13 protein-coding genes and 7 pseudogenes are annotated in these 21,095 nt (G+C 56.2%); 12 read left to right on the top strand and 8 right to left on the bottom strand.

Annotated elements, in window-relative coordinates:
- Positions 1–4: 4 nt before the first annotated feature.
- Together ML_RS11430 and ML_RS11425 are read right to left on the bottom strand one after the other, a co-directional pair.
- On the bottom strand, positions 5–409 hold the full coding sequence (locus ML_RS11430) for an HIT family protein (protein WP_010908780.1): 405 nt from the start codon (positions 407–409) through the stop codon (positions 5–7).
- A gap of 441 nt (positions 410–850) precedes the next feature.
- Positions 851–1,135, bottom strand: coding sequence for a DUF222 domain-containing protein (locus ML_RS11425; protein ID WP_049769866.1), 285 nt, complete (start codon positions 1,133–1,135; stop codon positions 851–853).
- Between the two features lie 1,114 nt (positions 1,136–2,249).
- Here ML_RS11425 and purD point away from each other — a divergent pair.
- Positions 2,250–3,518 (top strand): phosphoribosylamine--glycine ligase, encoded by a 1,269-nt coding sequence (purD, locus tag ML_RS11420; RefSeq protein ID WP_010908779.1) that lies wholly within the window; start codon positions 2,250–2,252, stop codon positions 3,516–3,518.
- 374 nt (positions 3,519–3,892) lie between these two features.
- Here the strand turns inward: purD and ML_RS17585 are convergent, their stop codons facing one another.
- From ML_RS17585 to ML_RS16695, 3 genes and pseudogenes are all read right to left on the bottom strand, one after another.
- On the bottom strand, positions 3,893–4,117 hold the full coding sequence (locus ML_RS17585; RefSeq protein WP_269147029.1) for a gamma-glutamyltransferase: 225 nt from the start codon (positions 4,115–4,117) through the stop codon (positions 3,893–3,895).
- Between the two features lie 1,220 nt (positions 4,118–5,337).
- Positions 5,338–6,227, bottom strand: a pseudogene (locus tag ML_RS11410) (alpha/beta hydrolase).
- A 1,275-nt stretch (positions 6,228–7,502) separates the two neighbouring features.
- On the bottom strand, positions 7,503–7,754 hold the full coding sequence (locus ML_RS16695; RefSeq protein WP_231846623.1) for a DUF429 domain-containing protein: 252 nt from the start codon (positions 7,752–7,754) through the stop codon (positions 7,503–7,505).
- 159 nt (positions 7,755–7,913) lie between these two features.
- Here ML_RS16695 and purB point away from each other — a divergent pair, with 159 nt between their 5' ends.
- Together purB and ML_RS16690 are read left to right on the top strand one after the other, a co-directional pair.
- Entirely contained in the window at positions 7,914–9,332 is a 1,419-nt protein-coding gene (purB, locus tag ML_RS11400) for an adenylosuccinate lyase (protein WP_010908778.1), read from the top strand.
- Positions 9,329–10,193: pseudogene (locus tag ML_RS16690) on the top strand (cytochrome P450 family protein); the annotation flags it as partial. The gene purB and the pseudogene ML_RS16690, both read left to right, overlap by 4 nt.
- Before the next feature lie 51 nt (positions 10,194–10,244).
- On the opposite strand, the gene ML_RS11390 reads toward ML_RS16690, so the two are convergent.
- Positions 10,245–10,865, bottom strand: coding sequence for a hypothetical protein (locus ML_RS11390; RefSeq protein ID WP_010908777.1), 621 nt, complete (start codon positions 10,863–10,865; stop codon positions 10,245–10,247).
- Between the two features lie 65 nt (positions 10,866–10,930).
- Between ML_RS11390 and ML_RS11385 the strand changes: the two genes are divergently transcribed.
- Positions 10,931–11,824 carry a phosphoribosylaminoimidazolesuccinocarboxamide synthase gene (locus tag ML_RS11385; RefSeq protein WP_010908776.1) on the top strand — a complete coding sequence of 298 codons (894 nt, stop codon included), beginning with the start codon at positions 10,931–10,933 and terminating at the stop codon, positions 11,822–11,824.
- A complete protein-coding gene (locus tag ML_RS11380) occupies positions 11,821–13,995 on the top strand; it encodes a S9 family peptidase (protein WP_010908775.1) in 2,175 nt (724 codons plus the stop codon). The genes ML_RS11385 and ML_RS11380 overlap by 4 nt, the downstream gene beginning before the upstream one ends.
- Here ML_RS11380 and ML_RS11375 read toward each other — a convergent pair.
- Positions 13,921–14,370 (bottom strand): annotated as a pseudogene (locus ML_RS11375) (DoxX family protein). The gene ML_RS11380 and the pseudogene ML_RS11375 overlap by 75 nt on opposite strands.
- A 95-nt stretch (positions 14,371–14,465) precedes the next feature.
- On the opposite strand from ML_RS11375, the pseudogene ML_RS11370 reads away from it, so the two are divergent.
- From ML_RS11370 to ML_RS16675, 4 genes and pseudogenes are all read left to right on the top strand, one after another.
- Positions 14,466–15,074, top strand: a pseudogene (locus ML_RS11370) (TetR/AcrR family transcriptional regulator).
- A gap of 379 nt (positions 15,075–15,453) precedes the next feature.
- A complete protein-coding gene (locus ML_RS16685) occupies positions 15,454–15,852 on the top strand; it encodes a hypothetical protein (RefSeq protein ID WP_231846622.1) in 399 nt (132 codons plus the stop codon).
- Positions 15,853–16,863: 1,011 nt separating this feature from the next.
- A pseudogene (locus ML_RS16680) lies at positions 16,864–17,549 on the top strand (DUF2334 domain-containing protein).
- Positions 17,550–17,620: 71 nt separating this feature from the next.
- A pseudogene (locus ML_RS16675) lies at positions 17,621–19,020 on the top strand (FAD-binding protein); the annotation flags it as partial.
- 169 nt (positions 19,021–19,189) lie between these two features.
- Here the strand turns inward: ML_RS16675 and ML_RS18170 are convergent.
- Positions 19,190–19,722 (bottom strand): annotated as a pseudogene (locus ML_RS18170) (MBL fold metallo-hydrolase).
- A gap of 55 nt (positions 19,723–19,777) precedes the next feature.
- Between ML_RS18170 and ML_RS11350 the strand changes: the two are divergent.
- From ML_RS11350 to purQ, 3 genes are read left to right on the top strand one after another with little or no spacing between them, the layout of a single operon-like run.
- The gene (locus ML_RS11350; protein ID WP_156511850.1) at positions 19,778–19,927 is read left to right on the top strand and encodes a hypothetical protein; all 150 of its coding nucleotides are present in this window, start codon (positions 19,778–19,780) and stop codon (positions 19,925–19,927) included.
- Positions 19,928–19,939: 12 nt separating this feature from the next.
- Positions 19,940–20,179 carry a phosphoribosylformylglycinamidine synthase subunit PurS gene (gene purS, locus ML_RS11345; protein ID WP_010908774.1) on the top strand — a complete coding sequence of 80 codons (240 nt, stop codon included), beginning with the start codon at positions 19,940–19,942 and terminating at the stop codon, positions 20,177–20,179.
- Positions 20,176–20,850 carry a phosphoribosylformylglycinamidine synthase subunit PurQ gene (gene purQ / locus ML_RS11340; protein WP_010908773.1) on the top strand — a complete coding sequence of 225 codons (675 nt, stop codon included), beginning with the start codon at positions 20,176–20,178 and terminating at the stop codon, positions 20,848–20,850. The genes purS and purQ overlap by 4 nt, the downstream gene beginning before the upstream one ends.
- The last annotated feature ends 245 nt before the right edge of the window (positions 20,851–21,095 follow it).

Raw genomic sequence — 21,095 nt, 5'->3', positions numbered from 1 at the left:
CAGCTCACGCCAGCTGAGTTAGAGCTGCCTTGATTTTGTCCTGAGCTGCGTCGAGGGATTCCGGTGACGGGTTGCGGTCGACGTTGGCAAAGCTAAAGTTGCTCAGGCTATGGGTAGGAAACACATGGATGTGCAGATGGGGTACTTCAAATCCGGCGATGATCACCCCGGCCCGTTCGGCGTTAAACGCCCGGCATACGCCCTTGCCGATCAGCTGACTCACGGCTATAACGCGACCAAATATCGCAGGATCCACGTTCTGCCACTGATCGATCTCGGCGCATGGCACTACTAGCGTATGGCCTTGTGTCATTGGCTCAATAGTGAGGAATGCGACGACGTCGTCGTCCTCGTAGACGAAGCGGCCGGGTAGTTCGCGGTTAATGATTTTGGTGAAGATCGTCGCCATGGCCTCAGCATATGCATGACGAAGTGCTGTCTGGGTGGCGCGTCCCCACAGCGCCAGGTGCACACAAGTCGTTACACCGCACCTGGGCTATCATCGTTTCCGTCGTGCAGGAGTTTTCGGGGTGTCAGAAGGTGTTGGTTTTGGGTTGGTCGTGGTCTAAGTGGGGGGTGGGATTCATTGGATTGGGTGTTGCTGTTGGTGTGTTTTCGTGTGGTTCAGCCGCTGGGTTTGGGAGGTGGTGTTGGGGGCCGCGGCCAAACGGTCAGGTTGTTGATGTTGGTGGTGCGGTAGGTGGTTGTAAGCGGTGATGTGGTGAACTTCCCAGTAGTAGTAGTAGTCGGGTACGGTGTATCCCGGCGCGGTGCAGTCACGGTCCTTGGCGTACAACAGCGATTCGATGTGCCGGGGGCTAGTCGCTTGGTGTGGTAGATCGCCAGGGCTTTAGGTCTTTATTGAATGATGGCGGGCCTGCTGTGTCAGGTGTATCACGTTACTCATGGGTAAGCTGCTGCCGCAGCCGGTGAGTACCTTGTCGGCGGTGTCCTCCAGCTCACTCAGTGTCGTTGTGACGATGATGGATTCCGGTAGCATGTTGTGCTGGAGCAATTTTTCCGACTCCAGCGGGGCGTGCAACGCGGTATCGATCCCATCATGATTATGATGCGTGGGGTCTCGGGTGTTTTTGTTGATGTCCTGTTTAGCGGTGGTGGCCAGTTTGGGTAGCACCGCTTCATAAAGTGGTGCGTAATTCGGGGGTGGTCACGCCGCGCAGCGCCGATATGCTGTTGGCTTCTTGCTTGTCCAAGGTTAGTTAGCGTCGCCGTGCGCGGTCGTTGTTGCTAACGGAAGGTACTGAGAAAGTGGGGAGATCAGTTTAGGTTGTTGGCTGCGTTGAGGAAGTTGAATGCTCCGTCGTAGCAAGCCGCCACCAATCGCCAAACAACATTGAGTTGATCGCACGAATGTCACATAAATATAATTCTATCGGAATCACTTAACCCGGTGCCACTGAAGTTATTTCGTACCACTCTGGGTTTGCGATTAGCCGTGATGGTGGTTGGTCGGGGGGACGTTATGCGGTGATATGTGTGTCTGTCCCATTCGCAGTTTCTGTGCATCGACGGATCTATAGCTGTGTGTGGCCAAGTGCTGCGTTTTTTCGAGTGTGTGGTGTCGGAACTGATGTAGATGAAGCCTTGACGGGATACACCTGGTTACGTGTCACGTCTTGGTTCTTTGCGTTTTCACCGAGTGCTGAAGCTGGGGTCTATCAGGCTAGCAACTATGCTGTGCTCAACCATGCTAATCACCTTAGGAACAACATGCTGACGGTAAGCGATACAGCAGTCGACATATCCTCCGCGCTGAACCAGGCTGACTAGATAACGAATAATTCGACACCTGCTAGCAGGACAGTAGTTGGTGTGTCTCGTCGCGCCCAGCATCTCGGGTATGTGCTGAAGCGGCGTCGGATCGGACCCTGGTGAATTGGTCCATGAGGGCTGCACCTCTCGTCTAGGTCGAGTGTTCGCCGAATCCAAAGTTTAGCGTCGGACGATGGGGCTTCCGCAGGATATCGCCGAAAATCGCGCTGAGCGAGACAAGCTGGCCACGACCCACTAACTCGGGCACTACAGCGGCTTTTGATCAGCAATCCCCCGACTACTGGAACTCGGATGTCAGCATGATTAACTCTTTACATATACTTATGCTAGGCAAATGGACATTGTGTTACAGTATTTTCTTTGTGGACGCTGCCGCCCTCGATCTCCTACGCGGCCGGGTCTGTTTGAATGGCCCGGCGCAACGGTCGAGTAATTTCCAGCTAATCTGACGTGTCGTGCGCGTCCTGGTGATTGGCTCCGGTGCCCGTGAGCATGCCTTGCTGCTGGCACTTAGCAGAGATCCGCAGGTCAAGGGATTAGTCGTTGCTCCCGGCAACGCTGGCACCGCCCGGCTGGCCGAACAGTATGACGTCGACATCAGCTCCGGAGAGGATATCGTCGCTCTGGCTCGTGATGTCCGGGCCGACATGGTGGTCATTGGTCCCGAGCTACCACTGGTGCTTGGAGTGGCCGATGCGGTGCGTGCTGCCGGCATCGTCTGTTTCGGTCCCAGTAAGGACGCTGCTCGCATCGAAGGCTCAAAAGCCTTCGCCAAGGAAGTCATGGCGGCGGCTGGTGTGCGCACTTCCCGGAGCGAAATCGTCAATAGTCCAGCACGTCTGGATGCCGCCCTGGACCGGTTCGGGCCACCCGTCGGTGACTTGTCCTGGGTGGTGAAAGATGATCGTCTAGCGGCTGGCAAGGGCGTTGTGGTAACATCGGATCGCGATGTCGCGCGCACTCATGCTGCGGGATTATTAGAAGCCGGACACCCGGTATTGCTGGAGTCGTATCTCGATGGACCCGAGGTGTCGCTATTCTGCGTCGTAGACGGTAGAACTGTGTTGCCGCTGTTACCGGCTCAAGATTTCAAGCGGGTCGGTGAAGGCGACACAGGACCTAACACCGGCGGTATGGGCGCCTATGCTCCGCTGCCATGGCTTCCCGATGAGGTTTGTCAACAGGCTCTCACCAGCATCGTCGAACCCGTTGCAGCCGAATTGGTTCAACGTGGAAGTCCGTTTCGCGGACTACTGTATGTGGGTCTTGCTGTCACTGCCAGCGGGCCAGCAGTCGTTGAATTCAATTGCCGCTTTGGCGATCCGGAAACCCAAGTTGTGCTGGCTCTGCTGGATTCACCGCTTGGTCAGCTCCTCTACGCGGCAGGAACTGGTTCGCTGGCTGACTTCGGCGAATTGCATTGGCGTTCAGGAGCTGCCGTGGCTGTAGTGTTAGCTGCCGAAAACTATCCCAGACGCCCCCGAGTCGGGGATATTGTCTTCGGATCCGAAATCGAGGGGGTATTGCACGCTGGAACCACTCGCCGCGACGATGGTGTGATCGTCTCGTCAGGTGGGCGGGTGCTATCGGTGGTGGCGACCGGGGATGACCTATCTGCGGCGCGCTCCCAGGCATATCGCATAATCGGATCAATTCGATTGCTCGGCAGCCATTTTCGCAAGGATATCGGATTTTCAGCGGCAAAGGGCAGGATCCATATCTAGCAACGAAGTTAAGAGAAGTAGAGAAAAATGCTGCACTGTGCGTTGTTCGGTGGCAGATTATTAAGATAAAGCTTAGAAAGCTGCGGCTTAGTTGTACTGGCGTGCATCCCTTTTTGCTAGATATCTCGCCTTCGATACGGCAAATCGCCTGTAAGTCCCCAACCCGGGGGTAGTAGTTCACGGTCACCGGATCATGCCCGCGCCGCAGCAGTTCATCCAGCTGTTGACTGCGAAAAATCTGGTTAGCAACTGGCCTGAAGGCTATGCATCTAGTGGGAACCTCGATCCGTCGTAGGCTGTCTGCGGATTTTGCCCGTGGTCGGCGATAAGCACTAGAACTTGCATGTGTCCCTGGGGCTGCATTGTGCTGCCCATCACCGGTGCACCGTCTTTGCTAACAAGGCCCCGAATGATTGTGTGTAGGTGATGCTTGCTATGTCCAACAAGGTTCTTATGTCCTTTATCAGCAAGAAATTCGCGCTACGATTTTGCAACGGAATTCCGGTTTCCGGTACCACCACACCGGAGCAGAATCCTATGTAGTTCGACTGGACCATCGACATCATTATCCCCGCGGCGTCGGGGGCTGTCAGGTACACGGTGCCACCATTGGTGGGTGCTGGCGGATGCCGGTTTCGCCTGCTTGCGGTCGATCAGTGTCGCACGTTGTTTCATATACTCCGTATCCAACAGAGCGTTTTTGTCACAGCGAAATGTGGTCGATATCGGCTACATAGGCCTGCGTGTCGGTGAAAATCAGCTTGACTGCTTGGATTGTCCAGATGCACGATGTCGGCGGAATCTTCTGGAAAAGAAGACATGTCGAATTTTTACAGGATTCTCAGTGCTATCAATGCCACTGAATGCCACTGTCCCCTGACCGTTTGGCTGTAATTTCGTGGATACCGCATCCGCGTTCGGTTCTTTTGATTATGCCACTTCAGTTGGTGCGATGAGCCGCCAGACCACTGGAACACAAAATACCAACATTAACTGTAGCATATGCCTCGAGTCTGTACGCCAGTTCTCTGCGCTAGAACGTGTCACCGTGAGTTGAGCCGATCAGCTCGAGGTTGGCTGCTTGCTCGGGAAAATGAACAGCTCACCGGAGTTCGGCTACCGCCTGGACCGCAGAAACGCTTCGGTGAATCCCGGCTGGGCTATTAAACAGCGGTACCTGTGTCTCCCATTGCTCCGCGACCGTTGATGAGGCCAGAAAATTGTTGTGGCCGTGGGAGATCGTAAGCTCGAAAATCCTCTAGAATAATAGTTTCACAAAATTTAGCATGCAAATTCAACCCAGACCGGTGCCACTCCAGGCACGGTCACCGAATTCTATTTAAGATCAGGAAAACTATTGTCGCCGAATTACTTTGGCGTTTATGTAGCAAAAGAGCGATTCGAAGCGTTGATTCCGTGCAATTTCTGTCCCTCTCAGACGATGGCGAAGATGTCCGAGCTTATGTTATTTAGATACCGGTTCCACCGTGGTGAATCTGATGGCAGTGGCGGCTGCATCAACGGCGTTGCCGCCTTCGGTGAGCATCCGAAGACCTGTCTTAGCAAGTCAGCGGTTGTGACGTGCACACAACGTTTGCCTTTAGGACAGGCTTTCGTGGCCAGGTGTACAGAAGGGGGCGAGTCCTAAGGGAGCGCTTCACCGTCAGATTGTCGCGCGCTCTGCCCCGGAGCCCAAACGTCGGCGATTATGCAAGAGAGGCATCGTCCGTCCGGGAATTTGATATCGCATGCGCTATCAAATTCTCGAATGGCACACCTACATTCTACACGGTGCTGAAGTGCTAATTGTGATAGCGCCTTAGGCAATCGGCAGCGGTGCCGTCCAGGTCGGTTCGGCCGGCAGCTGTGAGCTCTAGCAGCCCCCCGTTGTGCCCGCCAGGAGAGAAACCTTCGGTAGGCGGGTGCGGCAATTGAGCTATGAACTATTTGGTTGCCTGGTAGAACTGATCGCTATCTTCTATCGTCGCAATCAACTCGGATCGGGATGGACGTCAGCGCGGGCAGTCTGAACACTGAGTTTGCCGACCAGTCATCGGGAACGTCGAATGCTCCGGGTGCTGCTGTTCTGAGGGACAAGTCACAATGCCGGGCCTACCGCCCATCGCTGCGGTACGTGCGGGTGTCTAACCAGCCACTGAGCAGCAGTGCCCCTTAGCCGCTGTTGACTAGCTCAAGAACGCCACCCGTGAGGTGTTGAGATGCCGCGTTGCCCGCAGTGGGATGAGTTCGTTTAGCACTCTAGTTCGGCCAGTTCTCGCCGGAAGCTTTTTGTGTCAGTAGATGCAGTTTCCGTCGATGGAGGCTACCACCAAAGGTGGTAACCCCGCGTTGACGGTTTGCGCCAGGCCTTGCTTTACGCCGCCGGCCATCACATTGGATGCGTTGCCGCCTAAGCCGTGCAGCGCGATCATCGGTAGCAATGCTGTGGTTTGGCCCGGCGTGCGGGCGATCGCCCAGTCGGTCGTTAGCCTGCCATGTGCCCGCTGACGCGAATGAGCTGGTAGCCATGGCGGGCGCTGTCTGAGTTGGTTCAGTTGACACCAGTTAAACCTAGCTGCCCGCCGTCGGTATCGGTATTGCTTCTGATGGTTAGGGCGGGGACAATACGTCAAGCCAGTATAAGCCGATCGCGCCAACGGCCACGTTGGCACCCAGACCGAGTACAGCGCTACGGATTAAATTTGGCATGCGGGCCATCTTCATGTTATGGCTTTTTGGTCGAAATGGCAATGCAGTATGGTGCTGACTGGCACCAGGGGGTGGTCATGACGGTATCAGGAACTCATAAAAGAACAGGAGAACGGCGACGGTGTGTGCTTGTTAGCTCCGCCGTCGAGCTGCTCGGCGAGGGTGGGTTCGAATTCGAAGCAGTGTGACATCGGGCGGCCGTGTGGCGGTCCGGGCTGTCGTTGGCGTCTAAGACTGAAACTGTTTTTGGTTTCCCGACGATTTGATTGCGTGAGCGGTTGGAATATATCGAGATGACTCGATATCGACCAGCTGCGGGCCCAGGCCAGTGTCTTGTCGTGGCTGTGTCGGGGTCCGAGACCACCGTTGGAAGTATATTTTGACTTGTTGGGGGATGTGTCGGGTTCAGGACTTGCCGAGCAATTGATCCCGCGATATTGAGTGCTATTTTGCTAGTGAACGTTTAGGCACGTTGCGTTGGACTTTGCGTCGCAACCTGTGGCAGCGCGTCGAAGCTGTGGTTGAGGCCATCGTAACGATCGGTTCATTCCGTGCATAGTCGAGCTGGTGTGCATGCTGATCTGCTGCGTGCGCTGGTGTTGTGGTCTTGGTGCTGGTGGAAGGACGGGATCCGTGTGCTGCTGCGCTGGGTATCATTATCTACTTTATCGACGTGCTCGCACCCGTCTGCCAGCGACCCGTGAACATCTGATCCGGCAGGTATACTGAATTGTATTTAGACTGTGGGCATTTATTGCCCGATTTTCGTCGCGGCATCGAAAACAATTGCGAAACATGCAGAAATCTGGGTGGATCTGCGAGATCTACCGGAAGATTTACTCCCTAACGGGATTGGGCGACCGGAGTAAATCCGCGGGCAGTGAAGATGTCACGATGTAGTTTGGTGGCTAAGTCTCCTTAAATCGTCACGGCGGGCAGTCAATGCTGAGCGTACAGCGTCACGTGAGCGCAAACAACAGAGTCGGCCGTATCCTCCGTTGCGCAGCTCGCTCTTGCGCTGCGCTCTCGACCATCTGCTGGCGCAGCTCGGCTCATGCATCGTAACTGGACCGATGACCGGCAATGTGCAACGGCACTACCGCGTGGCCAAGATCATCGACGCTGTCCATCAACAACAACAGCCCCGACTTGAGCTGGTCATGGCTGTGGCCGGGTTGGTCCTTGTGCTTAAATGTGCGCGGCAACCGGATCAATGCCGTGATTCCCCGGATGAGGCTAGACTGCGATAGCGCTGCAGATGACCAGGGAGCTATGTCAAGGTCCAAGTGCTTGTGCCAACCGCGCTCCGCGTTGGATGTCGGCGAATTCGGGTTTGCCGGTGTTGGCAGGGTGCGCGCAGGGGTCGAACCGGCGGAAGTCACGGTTGAGAGCGGTCTCGGTTGGTCGTTGGCCGGTGCGGTTGGTCACCATCAATGGCGAGTCGAAGGCGACCAGGTAATAGCCGGTCACGTAAGGCCGCAAAGCGGCTAGCATCTCGACGTTGTCGCGGACTGTGCCTACATGCACCAAACAGCTGTCGTGATCGAGTACCGCGATACCGGTTGGGTTGCGCTCCTCTCAGGTGAGGTTCACACCCGCAAAATACATCGGTCTATTAGAGTATCGGACGAGCTTGCATGGATGTTCCCGTTTTGCAGTGCGAACCCGACCGTAAGCTGTGCTTCTGTGAGCATTCCGAATGTTCTAGCCGCCCGATACGCCAGCGCTGAATTGGTCGCGATATGGTCTCCGGAAGCCAGGGTTATCGCGGAGCGGCAGTTGTGGCTGGCCGTGCTACGAGCACAGGCGGAACTGAGTGTTCCGATGCCTGTTAAAGCGATCGCCGACTACGAGCGGGTGCTTGGCGAGGTCGATTTGGCTTCGATCGCCGCCCGCGAACGTGTGTTGCGTCACGACGTCAAGGCGCGCATCGAGGAATTCAACGCGCTGGCCGGCCATGAGCAGGTACATAAGGGGATGACCAGCCGCGACTTGACCGAGAACGTGGAGCAACTGCAGATCCGGCGGTCGTTGGAATTGGTTTTCTGCCATGGTGTGGCCGTAGTAGCACGGCTGGCCGAATGCGCGGTGTCCTATCGCGACCTGGTGATGGCCGGACGCAGCCATAACGTTGCCGCGCAGGCCACGACATTGGGCAAACGCTTCGCGTCCGCGACGCAGGAAACACTGATAGCGTTGACTAGGCTGCGCGAGTTGATCGACCGCTACCCACTGCGCGGTATCAAGGGCCCGATGGGTACCGGGCAGGACATGCTCGACCTGCTTGGCGGTGACGCTGCGGCGCTAGCAGAACTTGAGCAAAGAATAGCTGAATTCCTAGGATTCACAAAGGTTTTAGCCAGTGTCGGGCAGGTATATCCGCGTTCACTAGACCACGATGTGATTTCAGCGTTGGTGCAGCTCGGTGCCGGCTCTTCCTCGTTAGCGCACACCATACGGTTGATGGCAGGTCACGAGCTCGTTACCGAAGGCTTTGCACCGGGGCAGGTTGGCTCGTCAGCGATGCCACACAAGATGAACAGCCGCAGCTGTGAACGGGTCAACGGTCTGCAGGTGGTGTTGCGCGGTTACGCCGCAATGGCAGCCGAACTAGCTGGCGCGCAGTGGAACGAGGGCGACGTTTTCTGCTCAGTAGTACGTCGAGTTGCTTTGCCAGACAGCTTCTTTGCCATCGACGGCCAGATCGAGACGTTTTTGACGGTGCTCGACGAGTTTGGTGCTTACCCGGCAGTGATCCGCCGCGAGCTGGACCGCTATTTGCCATTCCTGGCCACCACCAAGGTGCTGATTGCGGCTGTGCGTGCTGGTATGGGTCGCGAGGCCGCTCACCACGTGATTCGCGAACACGCGGTGGCGACGGCGCTGGCCATGCGGGAGTGCGGTGCCGAGCCTGACCTGCTGGACCGGTTGGCTGCCGATGGGCGGTTGCCGCTGGACCGAGCGGCGCTAGACGCCGCGCTGGCCGACAAGAAGGCGTTCACCGGCGCCGCGGCAGACCAGGTAGACGAGGTTGTCGCGATGGTCGACAAGCTAGTGGGCCGCTACCCGGAAGCAGCCAAGTACACGCCGGGTGCTATCCTGTGACGCTGGTTGGCGCGCTTTCGGAGATCGACTTGACCTATACTGGATAACTTTGCTAGCGGCTTCTCGCATGAGTTGTTTGCTATCCGTTGGCGGGAAGCGTCAGTTTACTGGCATGAGCCGACTGACAACACTCCCGACGCGGAAAGCTTCTGGTCCGTCGTTGTGTAGGCGGAAACGTTTGTGGTGCTGTTACAGGAATTGGTGGTCGCGGGCTAGGTACTCAACGTGATGGACGACCTGCGGCATTCGCAAAGCGGCATTAGCAAATTCAGAGACTCGTGAGCTTACGGACTGACACCGCAGTTGATCCGTCGCGTTGAGGACGATTTGCGGGCCCATACGCGCCGGCTACTGGACGTGGCGGTGTCCGGTGAACCGTTCGACTTCTGGTTGACATTTTCACCGAACTGTCAATGCAGGTGGTCTGCATTCTGCTGGGAATGCCGGATTCCGAACGACCTTGGTTATTCTAGGCGATCGAGCTCCAGTTCGATTGCGACAGATCGTGCAATGCATCTCTGTCGCAGATGTTCGTTTCGGCAAGTGGTGTGGAGGCCGGTTCACCGAATGTATATCTACGGTCACTAGTTGATCGCGTCGAGTCGAAGCGTACCGAGCTGACTGACGATATGTTGATCGGTAGTCGTGAACGAGAAGATGTACGATCCAGTTGTGTCGGCCCTGTCGGGTCTCGAGTTGCACTTGTATTCTTTAGTCTGCTGTTTAGCGTCGGTGCGGAAACAACGTGCAATGCGGTTGTGGGCGGGCTGCTGGTCCTGGCTGGTCATTCCAGGCAATTGTACGTTGCGTAAGAAGCTCGTCATGTTGTCAGCGGCGATTGAGTAGATAGTGTGGTGGACGTAGCCGTCGCCATCCAAGCGGCGCACCGCTACACGTGATGTCACGCTTAGGTTAATGCACACGAAGCGTGATCCCGGACGATTGCAGTTCGAGTGCGGCAAGACCGCGGATGGTGCCGGGGTCCTCACGGCGCCACCCGCCGACCGGATCTGCGCTCACGGCGGCTAGCTTGCTCGGCGACCGGAGAGTCAATGCGCGCAGCGCCAGGAGTTGTTTGCCGGCCGGGGTCGCGGCCAGGGTGGTCACCGTCCATTTGTGCCGGAAAAACCAGAACCGCAGGACCAGCCACGGCACCACCGCTACCAAGATCGGCAACGCGATGACTGCTAGCGCGAGTAACACCGCTAACCAGCTCGCTGTGGTGTTTAGGCTATGTCCGGCGTCTGCGATGTCGAGCGCTGCCGCGCTGGTCAACGTCAAGGGCTTGCTCACCGCATTGCCCAACACCGGGATGAGTTGCATGCCATGGCTTGCTGACGCCAGGTTGTCGGCGATCCCGTGTGCGCCGCTCTCGACTTGCGCGCCGGTGTCGGCGATTGTCGAGATGGTATTGTATACGGCTATACCGACTAGTACCCAGAACGTTGTCCACATGACGACGGCGATGTCGCTGAGCAGCTGGATCGTAAGCCGGCCGGGGCTAGTAGCGTAGGGTAAAAACCGTGAGTTCATAGTTCTGATCCCAACACAGAGCCAGTCTGAAAGCGCGTTTGGGGGTTCCGGATAGGCTAAGCCTTATGCGTCCCGCATTGTTCGACTACCGGCATTTGGCCAGCGGCAAGGTCCGCGAGATATACCGCATCGACGACGAGCACCTCTTAATGGTTGCGTCGGATCGGATATCGGCGTTCGACTACGTTCTGGACAGCACGATTCCGGACAAAGGCCGGATCCTGACCGCGATGAGTGTGTTTTTCTTTAGCTTCGTAGACGCTCCCAACCACCTGGCCGGGCCGCCCGACGACCCGCGCATTCCCGAGGAGGTGCTTGGCCGCGCGCTGGTGGTTCGGCAGCTGGACATGCTGCCGATGGAGTGTGTAGCTCGCGGTTACCTGACCGGTTCGGGACTATTGGATTATCAGGCGACCGGGAAGGTTTGCGGCATCCCGTTGCCGCCAGGCCTGGTCGAAGCCAGCAGGTTCGCCGCTCCGCTTTTCACCCCGGCTATGAAAGCTGTTCTAGGAGAACATGATGAGAACATTTCGTTTTCCAGGATGATTGAGATGGTGGGTGTGGTGCGTGCCAACCAGCTACGCGACCGGACTTTGCAGATTTACCTTCAGGCAGCTGATCACGCACTGAAGACCGGAATAATCATAGCTGACACTAAGTTTGAATTTGGTATCGACCGCGACGGCAACCTGCTTCTGGCCGATGAGATTTTCACACCGGACTCCTCGCGGTACTGGTCAGTCGACGACTACCGGGTCGGTGTGGTTCAGAGAAGCTTCGACAAGCAGTTCGTCCGTAACTGGCTTGTCAGTCCTGAGTCGGGTTGGGTCCGCGCTGGAGCATTGTCCCCGCCGTCGCTACCGGATGACATTATCGAGGCCACCCGTCTATGCTATGTCGAAGTTTATGAACGGATTTCCGGTATGAGCTTCGACGATTGGATCGGTCCAGGAGCATGACAAAGACATCCAGGGGTACACCCGTACCGCCCATCGCCAAGCGCGTGGAGACTCGCAGGGAGCGCCACGGAGACGTCTTTTTTGATCCGTATGAATGGTTGCGCGACAATAACAATCCCGAAGTTGTTGCTTATCTCGATGCTGAAAACGATTACGTCAACCAGATGACTGCCCACCTTGAGCCGTTGCAGCAGAAGATTTTCAATGAGATCAAGGCGCGTACTAAGGAAAACGACCTGTCGGTGCCGACTCGCCAAGCCAACTGGTGGTACTATTCCCGCACCTTCGAGGGTAAGCAATATCGCGTCCAGTGTCGTTGTCCGGTAGCAAGTCCCGATGACTGGACTCCGCCGGCCCTATACGAGAACACTGAAATATCCGGTGAGCAGGTTTTGCTCGATTCGAATGCTGAGGCGGAGGGCCATGCCTTTTTTGCACTGGGTACCTTCATGGTCAGTTTGGATTCCAATCTGCTAGCTTATTCTGTGGACTTCGTCGGTGACGAGCGGTATACGCTGCGGTTCAAGGACTTACGTACCGGAGAACGATACCCTGACGAGATTGTGGGTATCGGCGCCGGAGCGACCTGGGCTGCTGACAACCGCACCGTGTACTATCTGACTTTGGATGAGTCCCGGCGTCCGGATACAGTGTGGCGGTGTCGGCTCGGCTCCGGTCAGCCGTCGGAGCAAGTTTATCATGAAGCTGATGAACGGTTCTGGCTCGCGGTCGGCCTTAGCCGAAGTGAAGCTTACATATTTATAGCCGCCGGGTCGGCCATCACCTCCGAGTGGCGCTACGCGGACTCGACTAACCCGGATGCGCAGTTCACCGTCGTGTTACCACGGCGTGACGGCATCGAGTACTCGGTAGAACATGCCCCCAGCGGCCTAGTCGGGGGACAAGACCGGTTCTTGATTTTACACAATGACGGTGCGGTGAACTTCACACTGGTGGAGTCACCGGTTAGCAATCCAGAACAGCAGCGCACCCTGATTCCACATCGCGACGACGTTCGACTGGACAGTGCTGATGCCTTCGCTGGCTATCTGGTGGTCAGCTATCGACGTGAGGCGTTGCCCCGGGTTCAGTTGTGGCCTATCGACCCCGACGGGAGCTACGGAGAGCCGGAAGAGATCTCGTTCGAGTCTGAACTGATGTGGGTCAGCCTGGAAGCCAATTCGAACTGGGTTTCGCCCAAACTGCGGATCCGGGCAGGATCGTTTGTCACCCCGGTCCGTGTCTATGACGTGGATTTGGCTACCGGTGAGCGGACGTTGCTACGCGAGCAGCCCGTTCTCGGCGGCTACAAGCATGAGGACTATGTTGAACGGCGTGAATGGGCGCAGGCGGATGACGGCACCTGGATCCCAGTGTCGATCGTTCATCGCGCCGCTATCCGATTTCCTGCTCCGGCAGTGCTTTACGGCTATGGTGCATACGAGATTTGTGTGGATCCGAGTTTTTCCATACCGCGGCTGTCGCTGCTGGACCGGGGAATGATGTTTGTCATTGCTCACGTTCGGGGCGGTGGTGAAATGGGACGGCTGTGGTACGAGCATGGCAAGCTCTTGGAGAAGAAGAACACGTTTACTGACTTCATTTCGGTGGCAAAGCATTTGGTGGATTCAGGGCAGACACGATCACAAGAATTAGTAGCATTGGGCGGTAGCGCGGGAGGCCTGTTGATGGGAGTGGTAGCTAACATAGCACCGGATCTCTTCACCGGAATCCTCGCTCAGGTGCCGTTTGTTGATCCGCTGACCACTATGCTGGATCCCTCGTTACCTCTGACCGTAACGGAGTGGGATGAATGGGGAAATCCGTTGATTGACAGTGATTTTTACTCATATATTAAGTCTTATTCTCCCTATGAGAACGTCGAAGCCAAACAATATCCTGCCATCTTGGCTATGACATCACTGCACGATACCAGGGTCCACTATGTAGAGCCGGCGAAGTGGATTGCAGCACTGCGGCACACAAAGAGTGACGGGAATCCAGTGTTGTTGAAAACCCAGATGGCCGCGGGCCATGCTGGCATAAGCGGACGCTACAAGGCTTGGCAGGAAACCGCGTTCCAATATGCTTGGCTGCTAGCTGCTGTCGACGTCGATCAGTATGGCACCGCCACCGAGGTAGATGACCTCGGTGGCGGTGCGCAGGGGTAGCCGCGTCGTCATCGAATTAGGCGGATGGGGCATTTGCGCGGCGTAAACGTTGACTGGGAACATAGCCAGCATCAACGCCAGCAAGCACACTGCGGCTGCTGTGCGAATAGCGTTTAAGTAACATGCTCGTAGCGCCCAGTAGTTCGAGCACTTCGGTAACGCTGACCAGCAGATCAAACATGGACAACCTGGGCGGCATGATCGCGATCAGATCGCGTCGCATCGGTGGCACGAAGTGCGTCATCCCGATAAGCAAAAAATAGCTGCCAAGCTGACGGAAAGTGCCGCGGTCTAGTTGTTGACAAAGCCCACGCCTAGCTAGCCGACGGTCCTGGTGGCAACGCTGCCCACCAGTAGGGTGATAGATGGAGCCACCACAAATACTTCACCAATCCAGCCAACATAGTCATTGCCTAGTTTCTCCACGGCTTAAGTAGGCGGTCATGTAGCTACTGTCAAGTTTGCGTGTTATACCGGTAGCGTGGACCGTACGGCCTTACCATCACGGCGATCTGCGGGACCGTGATACTGACTGAAGCCGCCCTCCTGGCGGCTGAGCGCGGTGCCGGTCGCGTCTCGCTTCGTGCATTGGCGGCCGGGATGCGGGCGTGTCACATGCTGCGCCCACGTACCGTTTCACCGATCGCCGAAGTCTCTTCACCGCACTCGTGACGCAGGGATTTCAGCTATTCACCTAGGTGCTCATCGCTGCTCAGCCCCAATTCCCCGACGCTGCCGTGGACTATATGCAGTTTGCCCTCGAACACCCCGGCTACTATCAGGTGATGTTCATCAAATCTCTGCTGGATTCCTCAAACGATGAACTCGTCTCCGCCGACGCCTCTGCCGGCTACGAATTGGTTCGTGGCGTAGCGACGTTGCGGGACCGAAATGCACACACTGATCCGGTTTGCGCTAAGTTGGCGGCTTGGTCACTGGTACATGGTTTTTAGATGTTGTGGCTCAATGACGCGATCAATATTCAAGTGCGGTCGGTGGATCCGATGGACGTCGTCACGCTGATCGTGATGATGTTATCTATGGATAAGCTGGATTCATCGGTAAGCGTTACCGTTTAGCCCGGTGGCTTCTTCAGTAGAAAGACCGCCGGAATGATGGTCGTCGCCACTGAGACGACCGCCAGGGCGAACACAGTGGGATAGGAATATGGAAAAACTTTCCAGCACACTGCCAACGAAGTCTGGGGTGAGGGTTTGGATCGGAATTGCTTACGGGTCAATTGGTATCCAGCTTTGGGCGGTATTGTATTCTGCGAGAACGCAGCTTGCTTGCGGCGGTGATATTTTGCTTTAATTTAATTTGCTGGTCATCATTACCGACATGAGCCTGGTTCCCATCGAGCAGCCCACTTGCTAGTTGACGCTGTTCAGCGTCATTCCGCGGGCGAGCTGATGCGGGGTCAACGCCTTACACAGACGATCCGCAAGCGGTATTATTGTGCAGCCTACAACTCAGGCCCATGATTGTCAGCCTGGCCAGCAGTGTCGTGAGGTCGTCGGCCTGCTTGGCGACACCGAACGTGTCCAAAAAAACATATCAGACTGTGCCCAACAACACGCTCTTGCCCGGACCCGCTTATCCATTGAGTGTCCGGAAAATGGCATCGTCAGCATCGCCAAATTTCTGGGTGAATTATGTACACACCCGATTCCATCGGCGTTTGGTGCAGTGCTTGCTGGAAGTAGTGCGGAGGAAGCGGGCCTGTGTCGAAAATGCTACAGCGAATACAAGAATCGTGACATTGGCTCGGGTGACTACCTGGTTGCTGAACAATCGCAGGTCGATCAGTGGGTGATTGGCGCGGCACTAGGTGAGCAAGACGAAAGCGATGATTAGCACCAGGTCGGTGACCACCGATATCAGCAAATGGCGATCGGCCACAGTGCCGCGGCCCGGGATGGACGACACCCCGTACAAGAATGTCGCCACGTCGGGAGACAGCAGCAAGCCGACGCAGTCGAGTGTCTCCGATGGAACTGGACAATCTTTTCCGAACACTAGTGTCGCGAGAGCGAACGCACACAGCCCGACTGGCATGTTGATCAGGAGGATGCACTTCTAGCCGTAGGCGTCTATTAACTAACCACCCAGGATCGGCTCACCGATTGGGCCCAGCAACATAGGTACGCCCAGTACCGTTATTAAGTAGCCCAGCTGCGCTGATCCTGCTTCGCGGTTCATCATAATAAGTACCAGCGGCAACAGCATGCTATCGCCAATACCCTGATAAGCGCGAAATCTTATGATAAAGAGTATTTTTTGGCTTCACCTCATACAGCAGCGAGCGCAGCTTTAACGCTGCAAGTGAACCCATGAAAAGTCGTTTGGTGCTGAATCGATTAGCTTCCCACTCGGTGATTGGCATCACGGTTGCCAGTGCCAGGGTGTAGCCGGTCATGGTCTACGCGACGATGGCTTGGTTAGACGCGCACTGGACGATAAAAGCGCGTTGCGCGATGTTGAGGAGTGACATCCAGCACCGCCATGACCGAGGCAAGCACACAGACACCGGCGATCTGGAAGAGCCTGGCATCCAGACTGTCGGGCTAGTGACCGCTGCTGGCCTCAGCTGCTTGCGGGGTGGCGGATTGCGAAGCGTCGGACGATGCGGAATATGTGCCTTATCTATGGCGTTGCTGAACATTATTTGGTACCGGTTGCCAGCACTTACGTTTGGTAGAATTTTGCTGGCTGTACATGAATTTGGTTAGTCGATGGACCGAAATTCATGCTCGGCTCAACTTTCTTGCGCCAAGCCGACACCCTGCGCTGCAACAGGGTTGGATATAAGCTTGCTGTCCGCGTGTAGTTCATCGTCCCGACATGGCGGATCGGCACACTACAAGTGTGTCTGGAAAATTGACCGTGTCGGTCTCGGGGAACACACCCTGGCCAACTTCGATGCGTTCTGCACGCAGATGGATGCCCGTTGTTGGTGCTGGTTGCTCCCCGATTCAGGGGTTACTACTGGCTCGACCGCGATCCGTACACCGTCGAGTGGTTGATTGCTCGGCGATCCGGCTGCGACGCTATTCGTGCTGCACGGTTACGACGGTGCGGTAACCAAGAAGCGGCGTGGCGAGTTTGCAATACTGCGTGCACACTAGGATCACCTGCAGCTGGTAGCCGACGATCGGGTACTCGAATACTTTGGGCTCCGTACCCGGCTATTCGCGGTACTGGGCTGGGTGGTGTCGCCAGTTATAGGCAAGTTGTTGTAGCGGAATCATTTTGGTTGTTGACTGATTTTAACGAGTCACCGATTTGGCGCGGAACAAAACCGTCTGTGCCCGCGTGTTGGGTATCGGAGAAGGCTTCTTGGCGGAGCCGTGGTGGTGTCGTATGGTTGTACTGTCCACCGAGTGTACCGCGTGCCGCGACGGGGTCGTGCGCGTCGTCGTTGCTGATCGTCAACTGCGCAAGCCTGGGCCGCTACAAGCGATGCTGGACGCTGTCTTTTGGTTTCAATGAACGGTTGCACGGCAACGGTATACAAATGGCGGTCCGATAAGGTCGTGCTCGATGCCGTCTGATTGGAGAGGTCACTAACCCTGTACTGGCGAGCGATTCTTCCGCTAAATCGGCATGATTCTTAGGTGAAGCCATTGTTGTCGGCGCTGGACTCACTGGCCTAGTAGCTGTCTGCGAACTGGTGGACAGCGGGCTATGGGTGCTCGTCCTGGACCAGGAGACCAGTGCAAATCTAGGCGGATAAGGCATTCTGGTCATTTGGCATCCCGTTCTGCGTCAACAGCCCGGAGCAACGCTACCAGTGTATCCGCGACAGCCACAACTTGAGCTCCAAGATTAGCTGGAGACGGCGGCCTTTGATCGACTCGAGGATTATTGGCAATGGGCACATGCCTATGTCGATTTCACGGACGGAGAAAAGCGCAGTTGGCCTCGGCCTCGGGGCCTGAAAATTATTCCGATGGTAGGTTAGGCTGAGCGCAGCTGCTATGAAGGACAGGAGCACGGTAACTCGGTGCTACGCTTCCATATGACGTGGGGTACCGTGCCCGCTTTGGTCGAGATTTTCGCGCGTCAGCTGTGTGACCGTTCGACGGTGCGCGCAACTCACCATCACCAGATCGACGATCAAATCGTCTAGGGTGGCAAGGTAACTGGAGTTCGGAGCTCGTTTCTCGAGCCTTTGGCCCAGCAGTGCGATGCTACACGATAACAAAAACCCTTGGAATAAATCGAATTTGTTCTTCAGTCGTGATCGTGACCAGTGGTGGCATCGATAGCAACAACGAGCTGGTGCGTCAAAGGCCTGAGCGGATGGGCGTGTCACCGAGCAGATACTACGCAGGGCAACGGCTCATGTTGCCGGCAGGATGATCGGTATTTCTCAGAAGGCTGGTGCCCAGGTGATTAACCCGGACCGAATGTGGCATTACACCGAGAGCATCACCAACTACGATTCGATCTGGCCGCGCCACGGCATCCGGGTCCGTACGGGCCCGTAGCTGTTGTGACTGGATACAGCTAGCAAGCGGTTGCCGGTCCCGTTGCATCCCCGTTCGATACTTTCGGCACCTTGAAATACGTCATACAATCTTGCTACACCTAACCATTTTTCATATGGCACGCCAAGGTCCTTGAGAAGGAATTTGTGTTATCCTGTTAGGAGCAGAAGCCTGGTTTGACCAGGAAAAATGTAGCGGAGTTGCTGCTATCCTGATACGGCCTGCCCGGATCAGTGAAAGCCTTAAGTTGATCGCGTGCGACCGTGAGGTAGCGAGCAAGTTCAACAAAGATGGTTATGTTACGCGTGATTCGCTTTGCCCGCTGCTATCTAGACGACCGGTGAACCCGGGTGACAGCGCCGCACAGGTTTAGTTGATCCAAAGGCAGGATCGATGATTGCGTTCAAGTTGCACATCCTCGCTCGAAAGACATTGGATGGCATTGATACTGACTTCAAAGCAATGGCAATGACGGCCGATGGCACCGCTGCTTAGCGGGTTGTACGCGGCCAGGCGAGATAGGGCTGGGTTCAGCCAGGCGTCGTGCATTTCACCCAGTCCTTGGAGGGAACGCTCCTGGGTGAAATGCATCTTCTTCGGTCGGGCCTTTGACTGCGGGGCAGCCTATTACGTTACTTTAGCCACGGTTAGAAGGTAACTGTGTGTTCTTCGGGCAACACCGGAAAGTCGGTGCTGGTCATCTAGGTGAACCGGCTGTAGTAGATGCCCTTCGCATCAGGAGTGATTACCCCTGGTGGATGGGAGTTGCGTATGCCGATGCTATCCGGCCGCCGATAGTCAATCGCTTCGGAAATCTTCATCCACGTGACCACCGGTCGGATTGGTCAATACACCCACCAGCTCGTCGGTAACGAACAGTGCGTCATAGGGATGTATCAACCTGGCAGGAGGGTTGTCGTTGCCGATCAGATATTAATATGTCTTCATATTACAAGGGTGTCTGGATGGATCACAGCGTGCTGTCCACCGATGGCCCGAAAGGCCAATTCTCCGATCGACAACTCGTCGCCGACGTGCACAGTCTGGCACGGTGCACCCGGTTGCCCTCTGGTCTGCGTACAGTAGCGCGTCCGGGTTGGTCTCGAGCAGCGACGGCAACCGCGTGACATCAATGTGGTCGGGATATTGATGGGTAATCAGGATCACGGACAGTCCGGTGATTCCCTCTAAACGTGCTATTATGTATCGAAAATAAATTATTAAATTGGAGTATGGCTGTGTGGTCGAACTAGGCAATTAGGCAGGAATGTCTGAAATGCTTCGGTTGCATGTCAACGATTGTGTACGTTGGGGCGATACGGGTGATCTTGGTTGTGAGCCTGATTACTGGTGGCATAGCGGCAGGTGCCCTGGTGCTACCCGCGCAGTCAGGGCCGGACGGTTCGTCGGTAGAGTTAGCGTCGATTGGTGCGATCTGAGGAGGAGCGCCCGTGGCCCGCGCGGTCGTGCATGTAATGCTTAGAGCGGAAATTCTCGACCCGCAGGGTCAGGCGATTGCCGGTGCACTGGGACGGCTTGGTCATACCGGAATATCAGATGTCCGTCAGGGCAAGAGGTTTGAGCTAGAAATTGATGATACAGTTGATGACTCCGAGCTTGCCATGATCGCGGAGTCACTGTTGGCGAACACCGTGATCGAGGATTGGACGATAACTCGGGAGTCGCAGTGAACGCGCGGATCGGTGTTATCACCTTTCCGGGGACACTTGACGACGTGGATGCCGCACGCGCGGCGCGCCATGTCGGAGCCGAGGCGGTCAGCCTGTGGCATGCTGACGCCGACCTCAAGGGTGTCGACGCTGTGGTGGTACCCGGCGGGTTTTCCTATGGTGACTACCTGCGGGCCGGTGCGATCGCTAGATTATCCCCGATAATGACTGAGGTTGTCGATGCCGTGCAGCGCGGCATGCCGGTATTGGGAATCTGCAACGGTTTTCAGGTGCTCTGTGAGGCGGGCCTGCTGCCGGGAGCCCTGATACGCAACGTGGGGTTGCATTTCATCTGTCGCGACGTGTGGTTGCGGGTGATATCGACCTCGACGGCGTGGACATCGCGTTTCGAGCCCGAGACTGATCTGTTGGTATCGTTGAAGTCCGGCGAAGGACGTTACGTGGCATCCGAGAACGTGCTCGATGAGTTAGATGGTGAGGGCCGGGTGGTGTTCCGCTATCACGACAACATCAACGGCTCACTGCGCGATATCGCGGGCATTAGCTCAGCTAATGGCAGGGTCGTCGGGATGATGCCGCATCCCGAGCATGCCATCGAAGTGTTGACCGGCCCCTCCGACGACGGCCTCGGGCTATTCTATTCAGCTCTAGATTCCGTGCTGGCTTCCTGAGTAGAACAAATCAGCAGCATTGCGTAATTCGACAATGGAGAACGCTGAAACCGGGGTACAATAAACTGGCGTAGCGGAGCGGCGGCTGTGTTTCCGACGGTAACTTGCTAACCGTCGGAAACACAGCAAGCAGATCGACAGCGGCCACCAGGGCGTGGTCGAGGAAGGAAGCAAAGTCCTCGAATCGGATGCGATATCGGATTCGTTGGGAGCCGCGCGCATCAACACCAAATGTGCTGTGGATC

The sequence above is a fragment of the Mycobacterium leprae TN genome (assembly GCF_000195855.1).
Taxonomy (GTDB): Bacteria; Actinomycetota; Actinomycetes; order Mycobacteriales; family Mycobacteriaceae; genus Mycobacterium; species Mycobacterium leprae.
Note: the sequence above shows the minus strand (reverse complement) of the source record. Positions and strands in the feature narration are given on the sequence as shown.